Origin of the sequence: Streptomyces sp. PA03-3a, assembly GCF_033792735.1 — a bacterium.
Classification (GTDB): Bacteria; Actinomycetota; Actinomycetes; order Streptomycetales; family Streptomycetaceae; genus Actinacidiphila.
The window spans coordinates 41,114-55,315 of the sequence record NZ_JARAVM010000007.1 but is presented as its reverse complement, the minus strand read 5'-3'; the positions used below and the strand labels follow the sequence as shown (position 1 = coordinate 55,315).

Annotated in this window: 13 protein-coding genes; 8 read left to right on the top strand and 5 right to left on the bottom strand. The window is 76.4% G+C overall.

Annotation, left to right across the window (positions count from 1 at the left end; translation table 11 throughout):
* The first annotated feature begins 49 nt into the window (after positions 1–49).
* The 5 genes from PV342_RS10570 to PV342_RS10550 all read left to right on the top strand — a co-directional run bounded on the left by PV342_RS10570 (position 50) and on the right by PV342_RS10550 (position 4,820).
* Complete coding sequence (locus tag PV342_RS10570) at positions 50–1,864, top strand: APC family permease (RefSeq protein WP_500316748.1); 1,815 nt, start codon at positions 50–52, stop codon at positions 1,862–1,864.
* A 61-nt stretch (positions 1,865–1,925) separates the two neighbouring features.
* Positions 1,926–2,663: a response regulator transcription factor gene (locus PV342_RS10565; protein WP_500316747.1), complete on the top strand. Its 738-nt coding sequence runs from the start codon at positions 1,926–1,928 to the stop codon at positions 2,661–2,663.
* Positions 2,660–4,168 carry a sensor histidine kinase gene (locus PV342_RS10560; RefSeq protein WP_500316745.1) on the top strand — a complete coding sequence of 503 codons (1,509 nt, stop codon included), beginning with the start codon at positions 2,660–2,662 and terminating at the stop codon, positions 4,166–4,168. The genes PV342_RS10565 and PV342_RS10560 overlap by 4 nt, the downstream gene beginning before the upstream one ends.
* 47 nt (positions 4,169–4,215) lie before the next feature.
* A complete protein-coding gene (locus PV342_RS10555) occupies positions 4,216–4,614 on the top strand; it encodes a hypothetical protein (RefSeq protein WP_500316744.1) in 399 nt (132 codons plus the stop codon).
* Positions 4,611–4,820: a hypothetical protein gene (locus PV342_RS10550; RefSeq protein WP_329186862.1), complete on the top strand. Its 210-nt coding sequence runs from the start codon at positions 4,611–4,613 to the stop codon at positions 4,818–4,820. The genes PV342_RS10555 and PV342_RS10550 overlap by 4 nt, the downstream gene beginning before the upstream one ends.
* A gap of 65 nt (positions 4,821–4,885) precedes the next feature.
* Here PV342_RS10550 and PV342_RS10545 read toward each other — a convergent pair whose 3' ends face one another.
* A complete protein-coding gene (locus PV342_RS10545; RefSeq protein ID WP_500316743.1) occupies positions 4,886–6,100 on the bottom strand; it encodes a threonine synthase in 1,215 nt (404 codons plus the stop codon).
* A gap of 102 nt (positions 6,101–6,202) precedes the next feature.
* On the opposite strand from PV342_RS10545, the gene cbiE reads away from it, so the two are divergent.
* Together cbiE and cobM are read left to right on the top strand one after the other, a co-directional pair.
* Positions 6,203–7,441 carry a precorrin-6y C5,15-methyltransferase (decarboxylating) subunit CbiE gene (gene cbiE / locus PV342_RS10540; protein ID WP_400799961.1) on the top strand — a complete coding sequence of 413 codons (1,239 nt, stop codon included), beginning with the start codon at positions 6,203–6,205 and terminating at the stop codon, positions 7,439–7,441.
* Positions 7,438–8,208 (top strand): precorrin-4 C(11)-methyltransferase, encoded by a 771-nt coding sequence (gene cobM / locus PV342_RS10535; RefSeq protein WP_400799966.1) that lies wholly within the window; start codon positions 7,438–7,440, stop codon positions 8,206–8,208. Before cbiE ends, cobM begins: the two co-directional genes overlap by 4 nt.
* A gap of 602 nt (positions 8,209–8,810) precedes the next feature.
* Here cobM and PV342_RS10530 read toward each other — a convergent pair.
* A complete protein-coding gene (locus PV342_RS10530; RefSeq protein ID WP_500316742.1) occupies positions 8,811–9,911 on the bottom strand; it encodes a cobalt-precorrin-5B (C(1))-methyltransferase in 1,101 nt (366 codons plus the stop codon).
* A 21-nt stretch (positions 9,912–9,932) separates the two neighbouring features.
* Here PV342_RS10530 and PV342_RS10525 point away from each other — a divergent pair, with 21 nt between their 5' ends.
* Positions 9,933–10,691 (top strand): cobalt-precorrin-6A reductase, encoded by a 759-nt coding sequence (locus PV342_RS10525; RefSeq protein WP_386990162.1) that lies wholly within the window; start codon positions 9,933–9,935, stop codon positions 10,689–10,691.
* A 16-nt stretch (positions 10,692–10,707) separates the two neighbouring features.
* Here the strand turns inward: PV342_RS10525 and PV342_RS10520 are convergent, their stop codons facing one another.
* From PV342_RS10520 to cobG, 3 genes are read right to left on the bottom strand one after another with little or no spacing between them, the layout of a single operon-like run.
* Positions 10,708–12,204, bottom strand: coding sequence for a precorrin-2 C(20)-methyltransferase (locus PV342_RS10520; RefSeq protein ID WP_500316741.1), 1,497 nt, complete (start codon positions 12,202–12,204; stop codon positions 10,708–10,710).
* Positions 12,201–12,833 carry a precorrin-8X methylmutase gene (locus tag PV342_RS10515; RefSeq protein WP_386990166.1) on the bottom strand — a complete coding sequence of 211 codons (633 nt, stop codon included), beginning with the start codon at positions 12,831–12,833 and terminating at the stop codon, positions 12,201–12,203. The genes PV342_RS10520 and PV342_RS10515 overlap by 4 nt, the downstream gene beginning before the upstream one ends.
* Positions 12,830–14,170 carry a precorrin-3B synthase gene (gene cobG / locus PV342_RS10510; RefSeq protein WP_400799977.1) on the bottom strand — a complete coding sequence of 447 codons (1,341 nt, stop codon included), beginning with the start codon at positions 14,168–14,170 and terminating at the stop codon, positions 12,830–12,832. The genes PV342_RS10515 and cobG overlap by 4 nt, the downstream gene beginning before the upstream one ends.
* Between the last annotated feature and the right edge of the window lie 32 nt (positions 14,171–14,202).

The following is a 14,202-nucleotide window of genomic DNA, read 5'->3' as shown; positions in this document are numbered from 1 at the left end:
GCCGGCGGAGGAGACCAGGGATGAGCCAGACGCAGCCGGCGGGCCGCCGATGACCTTCGGTCTGGCACGCCGCCAGGTGCGGCCGCGGGTGCCGCTGCGGCACGGCGAAGGGGACCGCTCCCTGCTCACCAGCACGCAGGGGCTCGCCGCGCTGTCGCTGGACGCCCTCAGCTCGGTGGCGTACGGCCCGGAGGCCATCGTCCTCGTGCTGATCGCCGCCGGGACCGCGGCGCTGACCGTGACGCTGCCCGTCATGCTGGTCATCGCCGGGCTGCTGGTCGTCCTGGTCATCTCGTACGGGCAGGTCATCGCGGTGCACCCGGACGGCGGCGGCTCCTACGCCGTGGCCAAGAAGGACCTCGGGGCACGGGCGAGCCTGCTGGCGGCGGGCAGTCTCGTCGTCGACTACGTGCTCACCGTCGCCGTCAGCCTCGCCGCGGGCGCCGCCAGTCTCGCCTCCGCGTTCCCCTCGCTCACCCCCTACCTGCTGGAGATCTGCCTCGGCGGGCTGGCCCTGCTCACCCTGGTGAACCTGCGCGGCGTCGCCGACAGCGCGCGGGTGCTGATGCTGCCCGCGGCGCTGTTCGTGCTGTGCATCGGCGGGATCGTCGTCGCCGGGCTGCTGCGCGCCCACCCCGCGGCGGTCGTCGGCAGCGCGCAGCCCGTCCACGCGACGGAGGCGCTGAGCGTGCTGCTGGTCCTGAAGGCCTTCTCCTCCGGCTGCTCCGCCCTGACCGGGGTGGAGGCCATCGCCAACTCCGTGCCCGCCTTCCGGCCGCCCAAGGTGCGCCGCGCCCAGCGCACGGAACTGATGCTCGGCGTCCTGCTGGGACTCATGCTGATCGGGCTGGCGTTCCTCATCCGCCGGGACGAGGTCGCCCCGCGCGGCGGCGTGACCCTGCTGGCCCAGCTGACCGCCGGCTCTTTCGGCACGGGATGGCCGTACTACGCCAGCAATCTGCTGGTCACCCTCGTCCTCGGACTGGCCGCCAACACCAGCTTCGGCGGCCTGCCGGTCCTGATGAGCCTGCTCGCCCGCGACAACCGGCTGCCCCACGTCTTCGGGCTGCGCGCCGAGCGGCCGGTCTACCGCTACGGGGTCGTCGCCCTGGCGGTCGTGGCCGCGCTGCTGCTCGTCGCCGTCGACGCGCAGACGCAACGGCTCATCCCGCTCTACGCCGTCGGGGTGTTCACCGGCTTCACCATCAGCCAGACCGGGCTCGTCCGGCACTGGGCGGGGGCGCGCCCGCGCGGCTGGGTGCCGCGTGCGGCGCTCAACGGACTGGGCGCCCTGCTGACCGCGCTGGCCGGGGTGATCCTGGTGACCACCAAGTTCACCGAGGGCGCCTGGATGGTCGTCGTCGTGGTGCCGCTGCTGATGCTGCTCTTCGCCCGCATCGAGCACTACTACACGGAGGTCGGCAGGGAACTCGCCCTCGGCACCGTCCCCGACCGGCCGCGACGCACCGACAGCCTGGTCATCGTCCCCCTCGGCGGGGTCAGCCGGCTCGCCCGGCACGCGCTGACCGCGGCCATCGCCCTCGGCGACGAGGTCGTCGCGGTCACCGTCGAACCCGACCAGGCCAAGGCGCGCGAACTGCTCGACACGTGGGCCCGCTGGCAGCCCGGCGTCCGCCTCGACGTCCTCGAGAGCCCGCACCGCTCACTGGTGCTGCCGATCCTCTCCTACGTCCGCCGCATGTCGCAGGACGGCCGCCAGATCGCCGTCCTCATCCCCGAGATCCAGCCGCGCCACGCCCGCTACCGCATCCTGCAGAACCAGCGCGGCATCCTCCTCGCCACGATCCTGCGCTCCCGCACCGACGCCGTCGTCTGCCTCCTGCCGTACCGGCTGGACATCTGACGCCGCGAGGAGCCCCGGGGGGCCTCCTCGCGGGCACGGTGATGCGCCTACCATCGCCGCCGTGAGAACCGAAGCGCACCCGGGCGGCCGGGTCCTGGTCGCCGACGACGACGCGGCCATACGCCGGTCCCTGCAACGGGGGCTGCGCCTGGAGGGCTTCTCGGTGAGCCTGGCCGACGGCGGCAGGGCCGCGCTCGCCGCCGTCCGCGACGGGGCGCCGGACGTGGTCGTCCTCGACATCTCCATGCCCGACCTCAGCGGGATCGAGGTGTGCCGCACGCTGCGCGAGGAGGACGACGACGTTCCCGTCCTGATGCTCTCCGCCCTGGACGAGGCCGCCGACCGGGTCGCCGGACTGCAGGCGGGCGCGGACGACTACCTGGTGAAGCCGTTCGCGCTGCAGGAACTGGTGCTGCGGCTGCGGGCGCTGCTGCGCCGCCGTCCTCCCGCCGCCGGCGGGCGGGTACGCGCCGGGGGCCTGGTCGTCGACCCCGCGACGCGGGAGGCCCGGCTCGACGGGGAGCTCCTGGCGCTGACCCGGCGGGAGTTCGAGCTGCTGGAGGCCTTCGCGCGCAACGCGGGCCTGGTGCTGACCCGCGACCAGCTGCTGGACCGGGTCTGGGGCTACGACTTCGACGTGCGCACGGACGCCGTGGACACCTTCGTCAGCTATCTGCGGCGCAAGACGGAGGCGGGCGGGAGGCCGCGGATCCTGCACACGGTGCGCGGCGTCGGCTTCGTCCTGCGGGACGACGGGGACGGCCGGGACGGCCGGGACGACCGTGGCGGCCCGGCATGAGGCTGTCCACAAGGGTCGCGCTCGCCGTGGGCGTGGTGGTCCCGCTGCTCGTCCTCGCCTCCGGCGTGCTGCTGATCCGGCTGGTCGCCGCCGACCTGCACGCCCAGCAGGACGCCCACCTGCGCGAGCGCGCCGCGGCCGTCGCGACGGACGCCAAGGCCCTGCTGCGGGCCACCGCCGCGGACCGTCCGGCGGCCGAACAGGCGCGTACGCGGAGGCTGTTCAGCTCCGCGCTCGACGTGGGCATCCGGCTGACCGGCCCCGAGGGCACGGTGTCGGGCGGTCCCCAGCCGGACGCGTCCGCGGCGCTGCCCGCCCGGGCGCCCTCACCGGTCACGATCCGGGCCGGCGGCGCCCGCTGGCGTGTGCTGTCGGTGCCCGTGAACGGGAGCCGCAAGGGCGTCCGGGGCACCCTCTGGCTGTTCTCGCCGGACGCGGCCACGAAGACCCAGGTGCAGCAGGTGCGCCGCCGCGTGGTGACGGTCGCGCTGCTGGCCGCCCCCGTGTCCGCGCTGCTGGCCTGGGCCGCGGCGGGCCGCGCCGTCCGCCCGCTGCGCCGGCTCCAGCAGCGCGCGAGCGGCCTCGACCCGCGCGTCAGCTCCGTACGTCTGGACCACGCCCCGACCCGGATCACCGAGGTCGACGACCTGGCGCGCACTCTGCAGACCGTGCTCGCCCGCTACGACGAGCAGGCCGCCAGGACCGGCGAGGCGCTCGCCACCGCCCGCTCCTTCGCCGCGGCCGCCTCCCACGAGCTGCGCAACCCGCTGATGAGCATGGGCACCAACCTCGACGTCCTCGCCGGTCACCCGGACCTGCCGGCCGCCGAACGCCACGAGATCGTGGACGACCTGGGTGCCGAACACGCCCGGGTGCTGGGCCTGCTGGTCATGCTGCGCGCCCTCGCCCAGGGCGACCTGGTAGAGGAGGACGCCTTCGGACCGGTCGACGCGGCCGAACTCGTCGACGCCTCCGCCGCCGGCCTCAGGCGGCGCCACCCCGGGGCGAGGGTCGAGGTGACGGCCGCGCCCGGGCTCCTCGTCCACGGCTGGGAGCAGGGACTTCGGTCCATGACGGACAACCTGCTGACCAACGCCGCCGTCCACGGCGCCGCTCCGGGAGGGCGGCCCGACGTCGAGGTGACGCTGCGGCGCAGCCGGGACGAGCACGCCCCGGCCCTCGTCCTCACCGTCGACGACCACGGGCCCGGCATCCCGCCCGGGGCGCGGGCCGCCGTCTTCGCCCGCTTCCACCGGCGCGCGGACAGCCCCGGCTCCGGGCTCGGACTCACCCTGGTCGCCCAGCAGATCGCACTGCACCGGGGGACGATCGCCGTGCTCGACCGGCCCGACGGCGCGCCGGGCACCCGCTTCGAGGTGCGCCTGCCGCTCGGCGGCGTCCGCGACGGCGGGCAGCCGACGCTGCCGCTGCCGCGCCGCGACTGGCTGTCCGGGCGGGCGGGGGAGCCGCGGGAGCCACAAGGTTTCCACAAAGACGCCCCCTAACGTCCGTCGCGAAGGCGCTCCGCGCCTCCGACCCGAAGGAGGACGTCATGCGACACCGCACCACCGTCGTGGCCCTGGCCACCGTCGTTACCCTGCTGGGCCTCGCCGGCCCGGCCACCGCCGACGGCAAGGGCACCCCCGCCCCGGCCGCCACCCCCACCGGGGACGGCGCCAAGGGCCTGTGCAAGCGCGCCGGGAAGATCGACGCGCGCATCGACCGGGCACTGAAGCGGCTGAACGGGCCCGTCACCCGTCGCGGTTCGATCGAGCGGCTGGAGAAGCGGGTCGCCAACGCGCGGGCCGCCGGGCACGACGAGATCGAGACCTACCTCAACGACCGGCTGACCTTCCGCACGTCCCTGCTGCCGACATTGGAGAAGCGCCGCACCGACCTCGCGCGGGTCCGCAGCTGGTGCGACTCCCACGCCAACGGCGCCGCCTCGTGACCCGCCGCCTCGCGGCGCTCGCCGCGGCCGCGGCGGCCTGCGCGGGACTGCTGACCGCCTGCGGTCCGTCCGGCGGCCCGGCCTCGGCCCCCACCGCCCCGGCGGCCGGGGCCCCGTCGGCACCCGCGGACTTCACCCGCATCGTCGACGACGCGGAGAGCGCCGCCGCCGCGGCGGACGCCGACGCGGCACGCGGCGACGGCTGACGCGAGCCCGCCCGCCCCGGCACGCGGCCCCGCCCGCGAGCGACCGCGGCCGCCCCGCTCCCGACTCAGGGTCCGGAGGCGGACTCCAGGCGGCGGCGGACGGTGTCCCAGTCCGGGGCGGGCGGGGGCACGCGCTGGGTTCCCACCGCGATGTCCTTGAAGCCGCTGGACGTGGACACGCACACCACGGGCCCGTCGAAGCGGTCCGCGCCGTACTGGCGCAGGCCGGCCAGCCCGGCCGCGGCGGACAGCTCCGTCCACAGGCCCGCGCGGGCCAGTTCGCGGCGGGCCCCGGCCAGTTCGGGGTCGGCGACGAGCAGGGCCTCCCCGCCGCTGTCGCGTATCGCCCGGACACCGCGGTAACCCCCCACCTGACAGGCGATGGAGTACGCGTCCGTCGCGCCGACCGGCACGGTGACCGCGGGCAGGCCCCGGCGGATGGCGGCGGCGAGCGGGCCGCCCGCGGCGGGCTCGCAGCTGAACAGGCGCGGGACGGCGCAGGCCAGGCCGAGGCGGTGGAGTTCGGCGAAGCCCTTGGCGACGCCGAAGAGCAGTTCCCCGTACCCGGTGGGGACGAACACCGCGGCGGGCACCCCGACTTCGCGGAAGACCTCGTACGCGACGGTCTTGTATCCCTCCGCGCCGAAGGGGTGCCCGGTATGCGTCGGGGTGAGGCTGCTCACCGGGTGGAGCCCGTACTCCTCGTGGACGCGCCGCATCAGCGGCCGGCGCGCCTCCACGGGCACGGGCAGTACCTCGGCGCCGTAGGCGTGCAGGAAGGAGACGACCGCCGGCGGCGGCTGCGGGGAGGTGAGGACGACGCAGCGCAGCCCGGCCCGGGCGGCGTACGCGGCGGCCGAGGCACCGTGGTTGCCGGAGGAGGCGACGACGACGCCGGGCGCGCCGCAGGCGACGGCCGCGCTGACCGTGCAGCGGTTGAGACGGTCCTTGTGGCTCCACGTCGGATTGCGCGACTCGTCCTTGACCAGCACCCCGTCGCCCAGGTCGACCAGCGGGGTGCCGCCCTCGCCCAGCCCCGGCGCCGCGAGCGGCGGCAGCAGCGGTGCCCAGCGGTCCAGGCCGTGCCGGGCGGCGGTGGCGCCCGGGGAGGCGAACAGGCCCTCCGGGACGCGGTCGTAGGCGTAGTCGACCTCGACGGGGTAGGAGACGCCGTCCGTGCTCGTGCGCGGGCAGCCCTCCGTCAGCGGCGGCCACAGGGGGTAGCCGACGGCTGGGTCACCGAGCGAACGCTGGCCGACGGCCAGGGAGTCGGTTGCCACGAGTCCGAGGGTAGTGGCCCCGGGCCCGGGGCTCACCTGGCACGTCACGTAGAGTGCGGCTTCTGTGCCCGACCGTTCCCGCCGACTCCCGAGGTGACCGTGATGGACGACGACGCGTCCGCCCCCGTGGCCGTCGTCGGTATCGGCGCCGACGGCTGGGCCGGACTGACCGCGGCGTCGCGGGAGGCGCTCACCGGTGCCGCGGTCGTCGTCGGCGGCCCGCGCCAGCTCGAACTGCTGCCCCCCGAGGTCACCGCCGAGCGGGTCGCCTGGCCGTCGCCGCTGCGGCCGGCCGTGCCAGGGCTGATCGCCGCCCACGCGGGGCGCCGGATCGCGGTATTGGCCAGCGGCGACCCCATGTTCCACGGCATCGGGCGGACGCTCGGCGAGGTGCTGGGCGCGGAGCGGCTGCGGGTGCTCCCGCACCCCTCGTCGGTGTCGTACGCCTGCGCGCGGCTCGGCTGGGCCGTGGAGGACACCGATGTGGTGAGCCTGGTCGGGCGGCCGCTGCCCGCGCTGGCGGGCGCGCTGCACGACGGGCGCCGGGTGCTGGTGCTGAGCCGGGACGCGGACACCCCCGCCGCGGTGGCCGGGCTGCTGCGCGAACGGGGCTACGGCGCGAGCAGGTTGCGGCTGCTGGAGCAGCTGGGCTCGGCCCGCGAACGGATCGTGGACGGCACCGCCGGCGACTGGCCGCACCCGCCCGGCGATCCGCTGAACGTCGTCGCGGTCGAGTGCGCCGCGGACCCCGCCGCACCGCGGCTGGGCCTGGTCCCCGGGCTGCCGGACACGGCGTACGAGCACGACGGGCAGCTCACCAAGCGCCACGTACGGGCCGCGACCCTCGCCGCGCTCGCGCCCGCGCCCGGCGAGCTGCTGTGGGACGTGGGCGGCGGTTCGGGCTCGATCGCCGTCGAGTGGATGCGGGCGCACCGCACCTGCCGCGCGGTCACCGTGGAGCGCGACGCCGTCCGCGCGGAGCGCATCGGGCGGAACGCGGTCGCGCTCGGCGTCCCGGCGCTGCGGGTGGTGACCGGGGCCGCCCCGGCGGCGCTGGACGGACTGCCCGTCCCCGACGCCGTCTTCGTCGGCGGCGGGCTCACCGCGCCCGGCCTCCTGGAGGCCTGCTGGGCGGCCCTGCGCCCGGGCGGGCGGCTGGTCGCCAACACCGTCACGCTGGAGTCCGAGGCCCTGCTCGCCCGCTGGTACGCACGGTACGGGGGCGAGCTCGTCCGGCTCGCCGTCGCGCACGCCGCCCCGGTCGGCGGCTTCACGGGCTGGCGCCAGGCCATGCCCGTCACCCAGTGGTCCGCCGTCAAACCCGCGGGAGCGCAGCCATGACCGTCCACTTCATCGGCGCCGGACCCGGCGCCGCCGACCTGATCACCCTGCGCGGCCTGCGGATCCTGGCGGCCAGCAAGGTGTGCCTGTACGCGGGGAGCCTCGTTCCCCGCGAACTGCTCGCCGAGTGCCCGCCGGACGCGCGGCTGGTGGACACGGCGCAGCTCACGCTCGACCGGATCACCGAGGAGCTGGTCCGCGCCCACGAGGAGGGCCACGACGTGGCCCGGCTGCACTCGGGCGACCCCTCCGTGTTCAGCGCCGTCGCCGAGCAGATGCGCCGTCTCGACGCGGCCGGAGTTCCGTACGAGGTCGTCCCCGGCGTCCCCGCGTTCGCGGCGGCCGCGGCGGCCCTGAAGCGGGAGCTGACGGTGCCGACCGTCGGCCAGACCGTCATCCTCACCCGGGTCGCGCAGCAGGCCACGCCCATGCCGGAGGGCGAGGACCTGGCGACCCTGGGCCGCAGCGGTGCGCTGATGGTGCTGCACCTGGCGGCCCGCTACGTCGACCGTGTGGTGGCCGAACTCACCCCGCACTACGGGGCGGACTGCCCGGCGGCCGTCGTCGCGATGGCCTCGCGCCCCGACGAGCTGGTGCTGCGCGGGACGCTCGCGGACATCGCGGACCAGGTGAAGGCGGCCGGTGTGGTCCGTACGGCGGTCATCATCGTGGGCCGCACGCTGGGCGCGGAGCAGTTCCGCGACAGCCACCTGTACTCGGCGGAGCGCGTCCACCGCCACGCGACGGAGTGCGGCGCCTCCTCGTAGGGGGCAAGGGTGGTGGGTCGGCTTTCCCGCCGTCTCGCTCCCTTCGGTCGCAAGGATGCGGGCTGCGGATCGGGAGGGTGGGGGCGCCCTCCTCGGCGGTGTGCGGGTGGGTTCGTGGTGGGGCTCAGGCCCGGAGCGGGGCCGGTTGTTCATTGGCTGCCGGTCTCGTCGCCGTCCGCGGGTGCAGATGGCCGGTTGCGACGCCCACCGTTCGTGGGCGGCGCGCCCGACGTGACCGGCGTCTTCGGGTGCTTCCCCGACATCGGGCTCTGTTCCGCCGACATAGCGGCGAAAGCGAGCCCGATGTCCCGCCCGCCCTTCGGCAGCACCCCGAAGCAGCGGCAGTCGCCGGATACGGCGGGCGCGCCCACCACGGGCAGTGGGCGTGGAAGCGGCCATCTGCACCCGCGGACGGCAACGAGACCCGCGTCACCGGAAAGGCACCCCGCTCCGGCGCCTGAACCCGCACCACGAAGCCACCCGCACACTGCGGCGAAGCCCCGGACCGCCACCCTCCCCATCCGCAGCCCGCATCTTCGCGACCGAAGGGAGCGAGACGACGAGACAGGCGGCCACCCGCCGACACCGCCCCACCCGCACCGTCAGCCCGCGCGGCCGACGATCGTCCCGGCGCGGTCGATGCAGAGGACGTCGACCGCGACGGGCGCCTCGCGGAGGACGCCCATGGCGGTGCGGCGGGCGGCCTCGGCGACGAGGTCGCCGAGCGGGACGCCGTGGGCGAGGCACGACTGCACGGCCTGCAGGCCGGTGTTGGCGGTGGCGACGGCCTCGGCCAGGGCCTCGTCCGCGCCGCCGCGACGGGCCAAGTCGGCGAGGAAGGCCTTGTCGACCTGGGAGCGGGAGGAGTGCAGGTCGAGGTGGCCCGCGGCCAGTTTGGAGAGCTTGGCGAAGCCGCCCGCGATCGTGAGCCGCGGCACCGGGTGGCGGCGCAGGTACTTCAGCACGGCGCCCGCGAAGTCCCCCATGTCGAGCAGCGCGTCCTCGGGCAGGCCGTGCACGGCGACGGCCACCTTCTCGGAGGTCGACCCCGTGCAGCCCGCGACGTGCGTGCGGCCGGCCGCACGTGCCACATCCACCCCGCGCCGGATGCTGTCGATCCAGGCCGAGCAGGAGTACGGCACCACGATGCCGGTGGTGCCGAGCACCGACAGCCCGCCGAGGATGCCGAGCCGCGGGTTCCAGGTGCGGCGCGCCAACTCCTCGCCGCCGTCTATGGAGACGGTGATCTCGGCGTCGCAGACGGCGCCGTGGCGGGCGGCCACCTCCGCGAGGTGCTCGCGCATCATCATGCGCGGGACGGGGTTCACGGCGGGTTCGCCGACGGCCAGCGGGAGGCCGGGGCGGGTGACCGTGCCGACACCCGGACCGGCGCGGAAGACGACCCCGCTGCCCGGGGCGCCGTGGCGCACCGTGGCCCGGACCAGGGCGCCGTGGGTGACGTCGGGGTCGTCGCCGGCGTCCTTCACGACGCCGGCCATGGCCCGGCCGGGGCCGCGCTCCTCCACCGCGAGGGCGAAGGCGGGCCGCTGCCCCTTGGGCAGGGTGATCGTCACCGGGTCGGGGAACTCGCCGCCCAGCAGGGCGGTGTACGCGGCGGTGGCGGCCGCCGTCGCGCAGGCGCCGGTGGTCCAGCCGTGCCGCAGCCCGGTCCGTTCCAGCTGGGCGCTCCGGCCGCCGCTCACCGCGCACCGTAGGGTGCGAGGATGACCGGCAGACAGCGGCACGTCCTCGTCCTGGGCGGCACCACCGAGGGGCGCCGCCTCGCGGAGGCGCTGGCCGCCGACCCGGCGGCGTGGCGGGTGACCAGCTCGCTCGCGGGACGGGTGGAACGGCCGCGGCTGCCGCCCGGGGAGGTGCGCACCGGCGGTTTCGGCGGCCCGGCGGGGCTCGCGGCGTGGCTGAGCGCGCACGCGGTCGACGTGGTCATCGACGCCACCCATCCTTTCGCCGGGACGATGTCCTTCAACGCCGCCGAGGCGGCCTCGGCCACCCATGTTCCCCTGCTCGCCCTGCGCCGCCCCGGCTGGGTCGCCGGTCCCGGGGACCGCAGGCACCCGGTGGCCTCGCTGGCCGAGGCTGCGCGCGTGCTGCCGGGGCTCGGGCGGCGGGTCTTCCTCACCACGGGCCGTACGGGGCTGGGGGCCTTCGCCGGAGTCACCGACCTGTGGTTCCTGGTGCGTTCGGTGGACGCCCCGGAACCGCCGCACCCGCCGCTGATGGAGGTGCTGCTGGACCGGGGCCCGTTCACCCTGGGCGGGGAGCTGGAGCTGATGCGCCGGCACCGCGTGGACGTGCTGGTCACCAAGGACAGCGGCGGCACCGCCACCGCGCCCAAGCTCGCGGCCGCCCGCGAACTGGGCCTGCCCGTGGTCGTCGTGGAGCGCCCGCCCGTCCCCGGGGGTGTGCCCGTCGTCCCGGACGTGCCGGGCGCGCTGGAGTGGCTCCGCGCGCGCACGGCCTGAGCCGGGGGCCCCGGCGTCAGGCCGGGTACCGCCGGGGCGTCCACACCACCGTGGTGCCGTCGCCGCGCCGTACCGTCCTCGTCTGCGAGGAGCCGACCAGCAGCACGCACCGCATGTCGACGGTCGCCGGGTCCAGGTCCTCCAGTGTCGTGACCCGTACGGCCTGCTCGGGGCCGCCGACGTCCCGCGCGACGACCACGGGCGTACCCGGCACACGGCCCTCGCGCAGCACCTTCAGCGCGTTCTCCAACTGCGTCCGGCGGCTGTGGGAGGCCGGGTTGTAGAGGGCGAGCACGAGGTCGGCGGACGTGGCGGCGCGCAGCCGCTCCTCGACGACCGTCCAGGGCTTGAGCCGGTCGGAGAGCGAGACGACCGCGTAGTCGTGGCCGAGGGGCGCGCCCGCGAGCGCCGCCGCCGACTGGGCGGCGGTGATGCCGGGCACGACCCGCACCCGGACGCCGAGGTAGGGCTCGGCGGAGGCGGCCTCCAGCACGGCCGTGGCCATGGCGAAGACGCCCGGGTCGCCCGAGGACACCACGGCGACCCTCCGCCCGCGCCGGGCGAGGTCGAGGGCGAACTCGGCGCGTTCGGCCTCGACACGGTTGTCGGAGGCGTGCCGCGGCTGCCCGGGACGGACCGGCACCCGGTCCATGTAGGTGGTGTAGCCGACGAGTTCGTCGGCCCCGGCGAGCGCGGACCTCGCCTCCGGCGTCAGCCACATCGGCCCGGCCGGGCCGAGCCCGACGACCACGACCTCGCCGTCCTCCGGGGACGGTTCCGCGGCGGGTCGCTCGTCGACGCGGCTGGGCAGCACGGCGACGGCGAAGTAGGGCACGGACTCCGGGTCGACGTGGGCCAGCATCTCCCGGCGCTCGGCGTCCATCGTGGCCCGCTCGACGTAGTGCGCGTCCTCCAGCCGCCCGGCCGCCTCCAGGGCCCGGCGCACGGCGGGGAAGGTGCGGCCGAGCTTCATCACGGCCGCCGCGTCCGCCGTCGCGAGGCGCGCGGCGAGCTCCTCCTCCGGCAGGGTGCCGGGCAGGATCGTCAGCACCTCCTCGCCCTCCACCAGGGGCCGCCCTATGCGGGCGGCGGCGGCGCTGACGGAGGTGACGCCGGGGATCACCTCGGCGGGGTAGCGGTCGGCGAGCCGCTTGTGCATGTGCATGTACGAGCCGTAGAAGAGCGGATCGCCCTCCGCGAGCACGGCGACGGTGCGCCCGGCGTCCAGGTGCGCGGCGAGGAGTTCCGCGGACTCGGCGTAGAAGTCGTCCAGCGCTCCCCGGTAGCCGCCGGGGTGGTCGGTGGTCTCCGTCGTCACCGGGTACATCAGCCGCTCCTCGACCTGCTCGGGGCGGATGTGCGCCGCGGCGATGGAGCGGGCGATGCTGCGGCCGTGCCGGGCGCAGTGGTACGCGATGACGTCGGCGGAGCGGATGACCTCCACGGCCCGCACGGTCATCAGGGAGGGGTCGCCGGGGCCGAGGCCCACTCCGTAGAGACGGCCGGTGGTCATAGGATTTCGCTTTCCGTCGCAAGGGCGTTGAGGGCGGCGGCCGCCAGGGCGCTGCCGCCGCGCCGGCCCCGCACCACCAGGTGCTCCAGACCGGAGGGGTGCGCGGCCAGGGCGTCCTTGGACTCGGCGGCGCCGACGAAGCCGACGGGCACGCCGATGACCGCGGCCGGACGCGGTGCGCCCGCCTCGATCATCTCCAGCAGCCGGAACAGGGAGGTCGGGGCGTTGCCGACGGCGACGACGGCGCCTTCCAGGCGGTCCCGCCACAGTTCCATGGCGGCGGCGCTGCGGGTGGTGCCGAGTTCGGCGGCGAGCGCCGGGACGGCGGGGTCGGAGAGGGTGCAGACCACCTCGTTGTCCGCGGGCAGCCGCTTGCGGGTGACGCCGCTGGCGACCATCTGCACGTCGCAGAGGATCGGCGCCCCGGCGCGCAGCGCGGCGCGCGCGTCCGCGACCACCGACGGGCTGTAGGCCAGGTCCCGTACGAGGTCGGTCATGCCGCAGGCGTGGATCATGCGGACGGCGACCTGCGCCACGTCCGGTGGCAGACCGTCGAGTTCCGCCTCGGCGCGGATGATGGCAAAGGACTGACGGTAGATCTCCGGTCCGTCCTTCTCGTACTCGATCACGTCGTCCTCGGGGGTGGTGGGGTGCTGGTGCGGCGGGCGGTGTCCAGGGCGGCGGGCAGATCCGCCGCGGACAGGTCCGCGGCGGTGGCGTCGGAGGCGGCGCCGGCCACGGCGACGCGGTAGCGGCCGTCGGCGCCGGCGAGCACGTCGACCCACGAGCCGTCCGGGTGGCCGCAGCGGCGTTCGCAGCCGGAGAAGTGCGCGGGCAGCAGGCGGTGCCCCGGCTCGGGGGCGGCGTCGCGCAGTGCGGCCCCGGCGTCGGCGCGGACGTCCGCCTGCGACTTGGCGCATCCCGGGCGTCCCGCGCAGGCGGTCACGCCGCGCCACGGGGACTCCTCGCCGGTCAGGAGGCCGGCCGCGGCCAGGCGGTCCAGCGCCTCCCGCGCGGCGGCGCGCGGCAGGCCCGGCAGGACGACACCGCGCCAGGGGGTGACCCGCAGCTCCCCGGCGCCGGTTCCGGCGATCCGCGCGAGCAGCCGCCAGGCCCCGGTGGTGAGCCGGCCCAGGCGTACGCCCACGGACAGCGCGCAGGTGGTTCCGTCGGGGTGGGGAACGAGGCCGAGCGGGGGCGGGCCGCCGGCGGTGGCGTCCGGGGGCCCCGCGGGCGGGGCGCCTTCCGCACGGAGCAGCGCGGCGATCGCGGTGCCGTCCGGGTCGATGTCGGCGATCCGCCAGGCACGGGCGCCGCGTTCGGCGGCGAGCGTCAGGAAGGCCTCCGCGGCGCGCACCGCCCAGCGCGGCGCGTCGGCGGCCGGTACCAGCGCGACGGGCCGTCCCGCGAGGCGGAGTTCGGCCGTGGCGCCGCCGGGCCGCGCGATCAATGTCACATCGGCGCCGAGCGCGGCGGTGTCGCCGCGGCCGTCGTCGAGGGCGAAGAGGAAGCGCCCCGAGAGCCCGGCGGCGGCCGGGCTCGCGCACAGCAGGGCGTCCATGTCCCGTATCAGGCCGCGCAGGTCGCCGTGGCCCCGGCCGTCGAGTCCGGCGAGCGGGGAGGCGACGAGGTTGCGGGCCCGTTCGTGGGCCCACGAGGGCAGCAGTCCGGCCTCGCCGAGCAGTGCCGCCAGCTCCGTCCCCGCGCCGGGGTCGCGGAGCCCGCGCACCTGCAGGTTCCCGCGGGAGGTGAGGTCGATGCGGCCGTCGCCGAGGCGGTCCGCGGCGGTCGCCGCAGCCTCGGCCTGACGTAGCGTCAGCAGGCCGCCGGGGACGCGGATCCGGGCCAGGGCGCCGTCGTCGGCGGCGTGCAGCCGCAGTGCTCCGGGGCAGGCGTCGTCGCGTCCGCGCCCCGCCGTCGCTGCGGCGAAGGCGCCGCTCACGGGGGGATCGGAGGGCGACGGCATGGCCGCGAGCATACCTGCGGGTACTCCGGGGA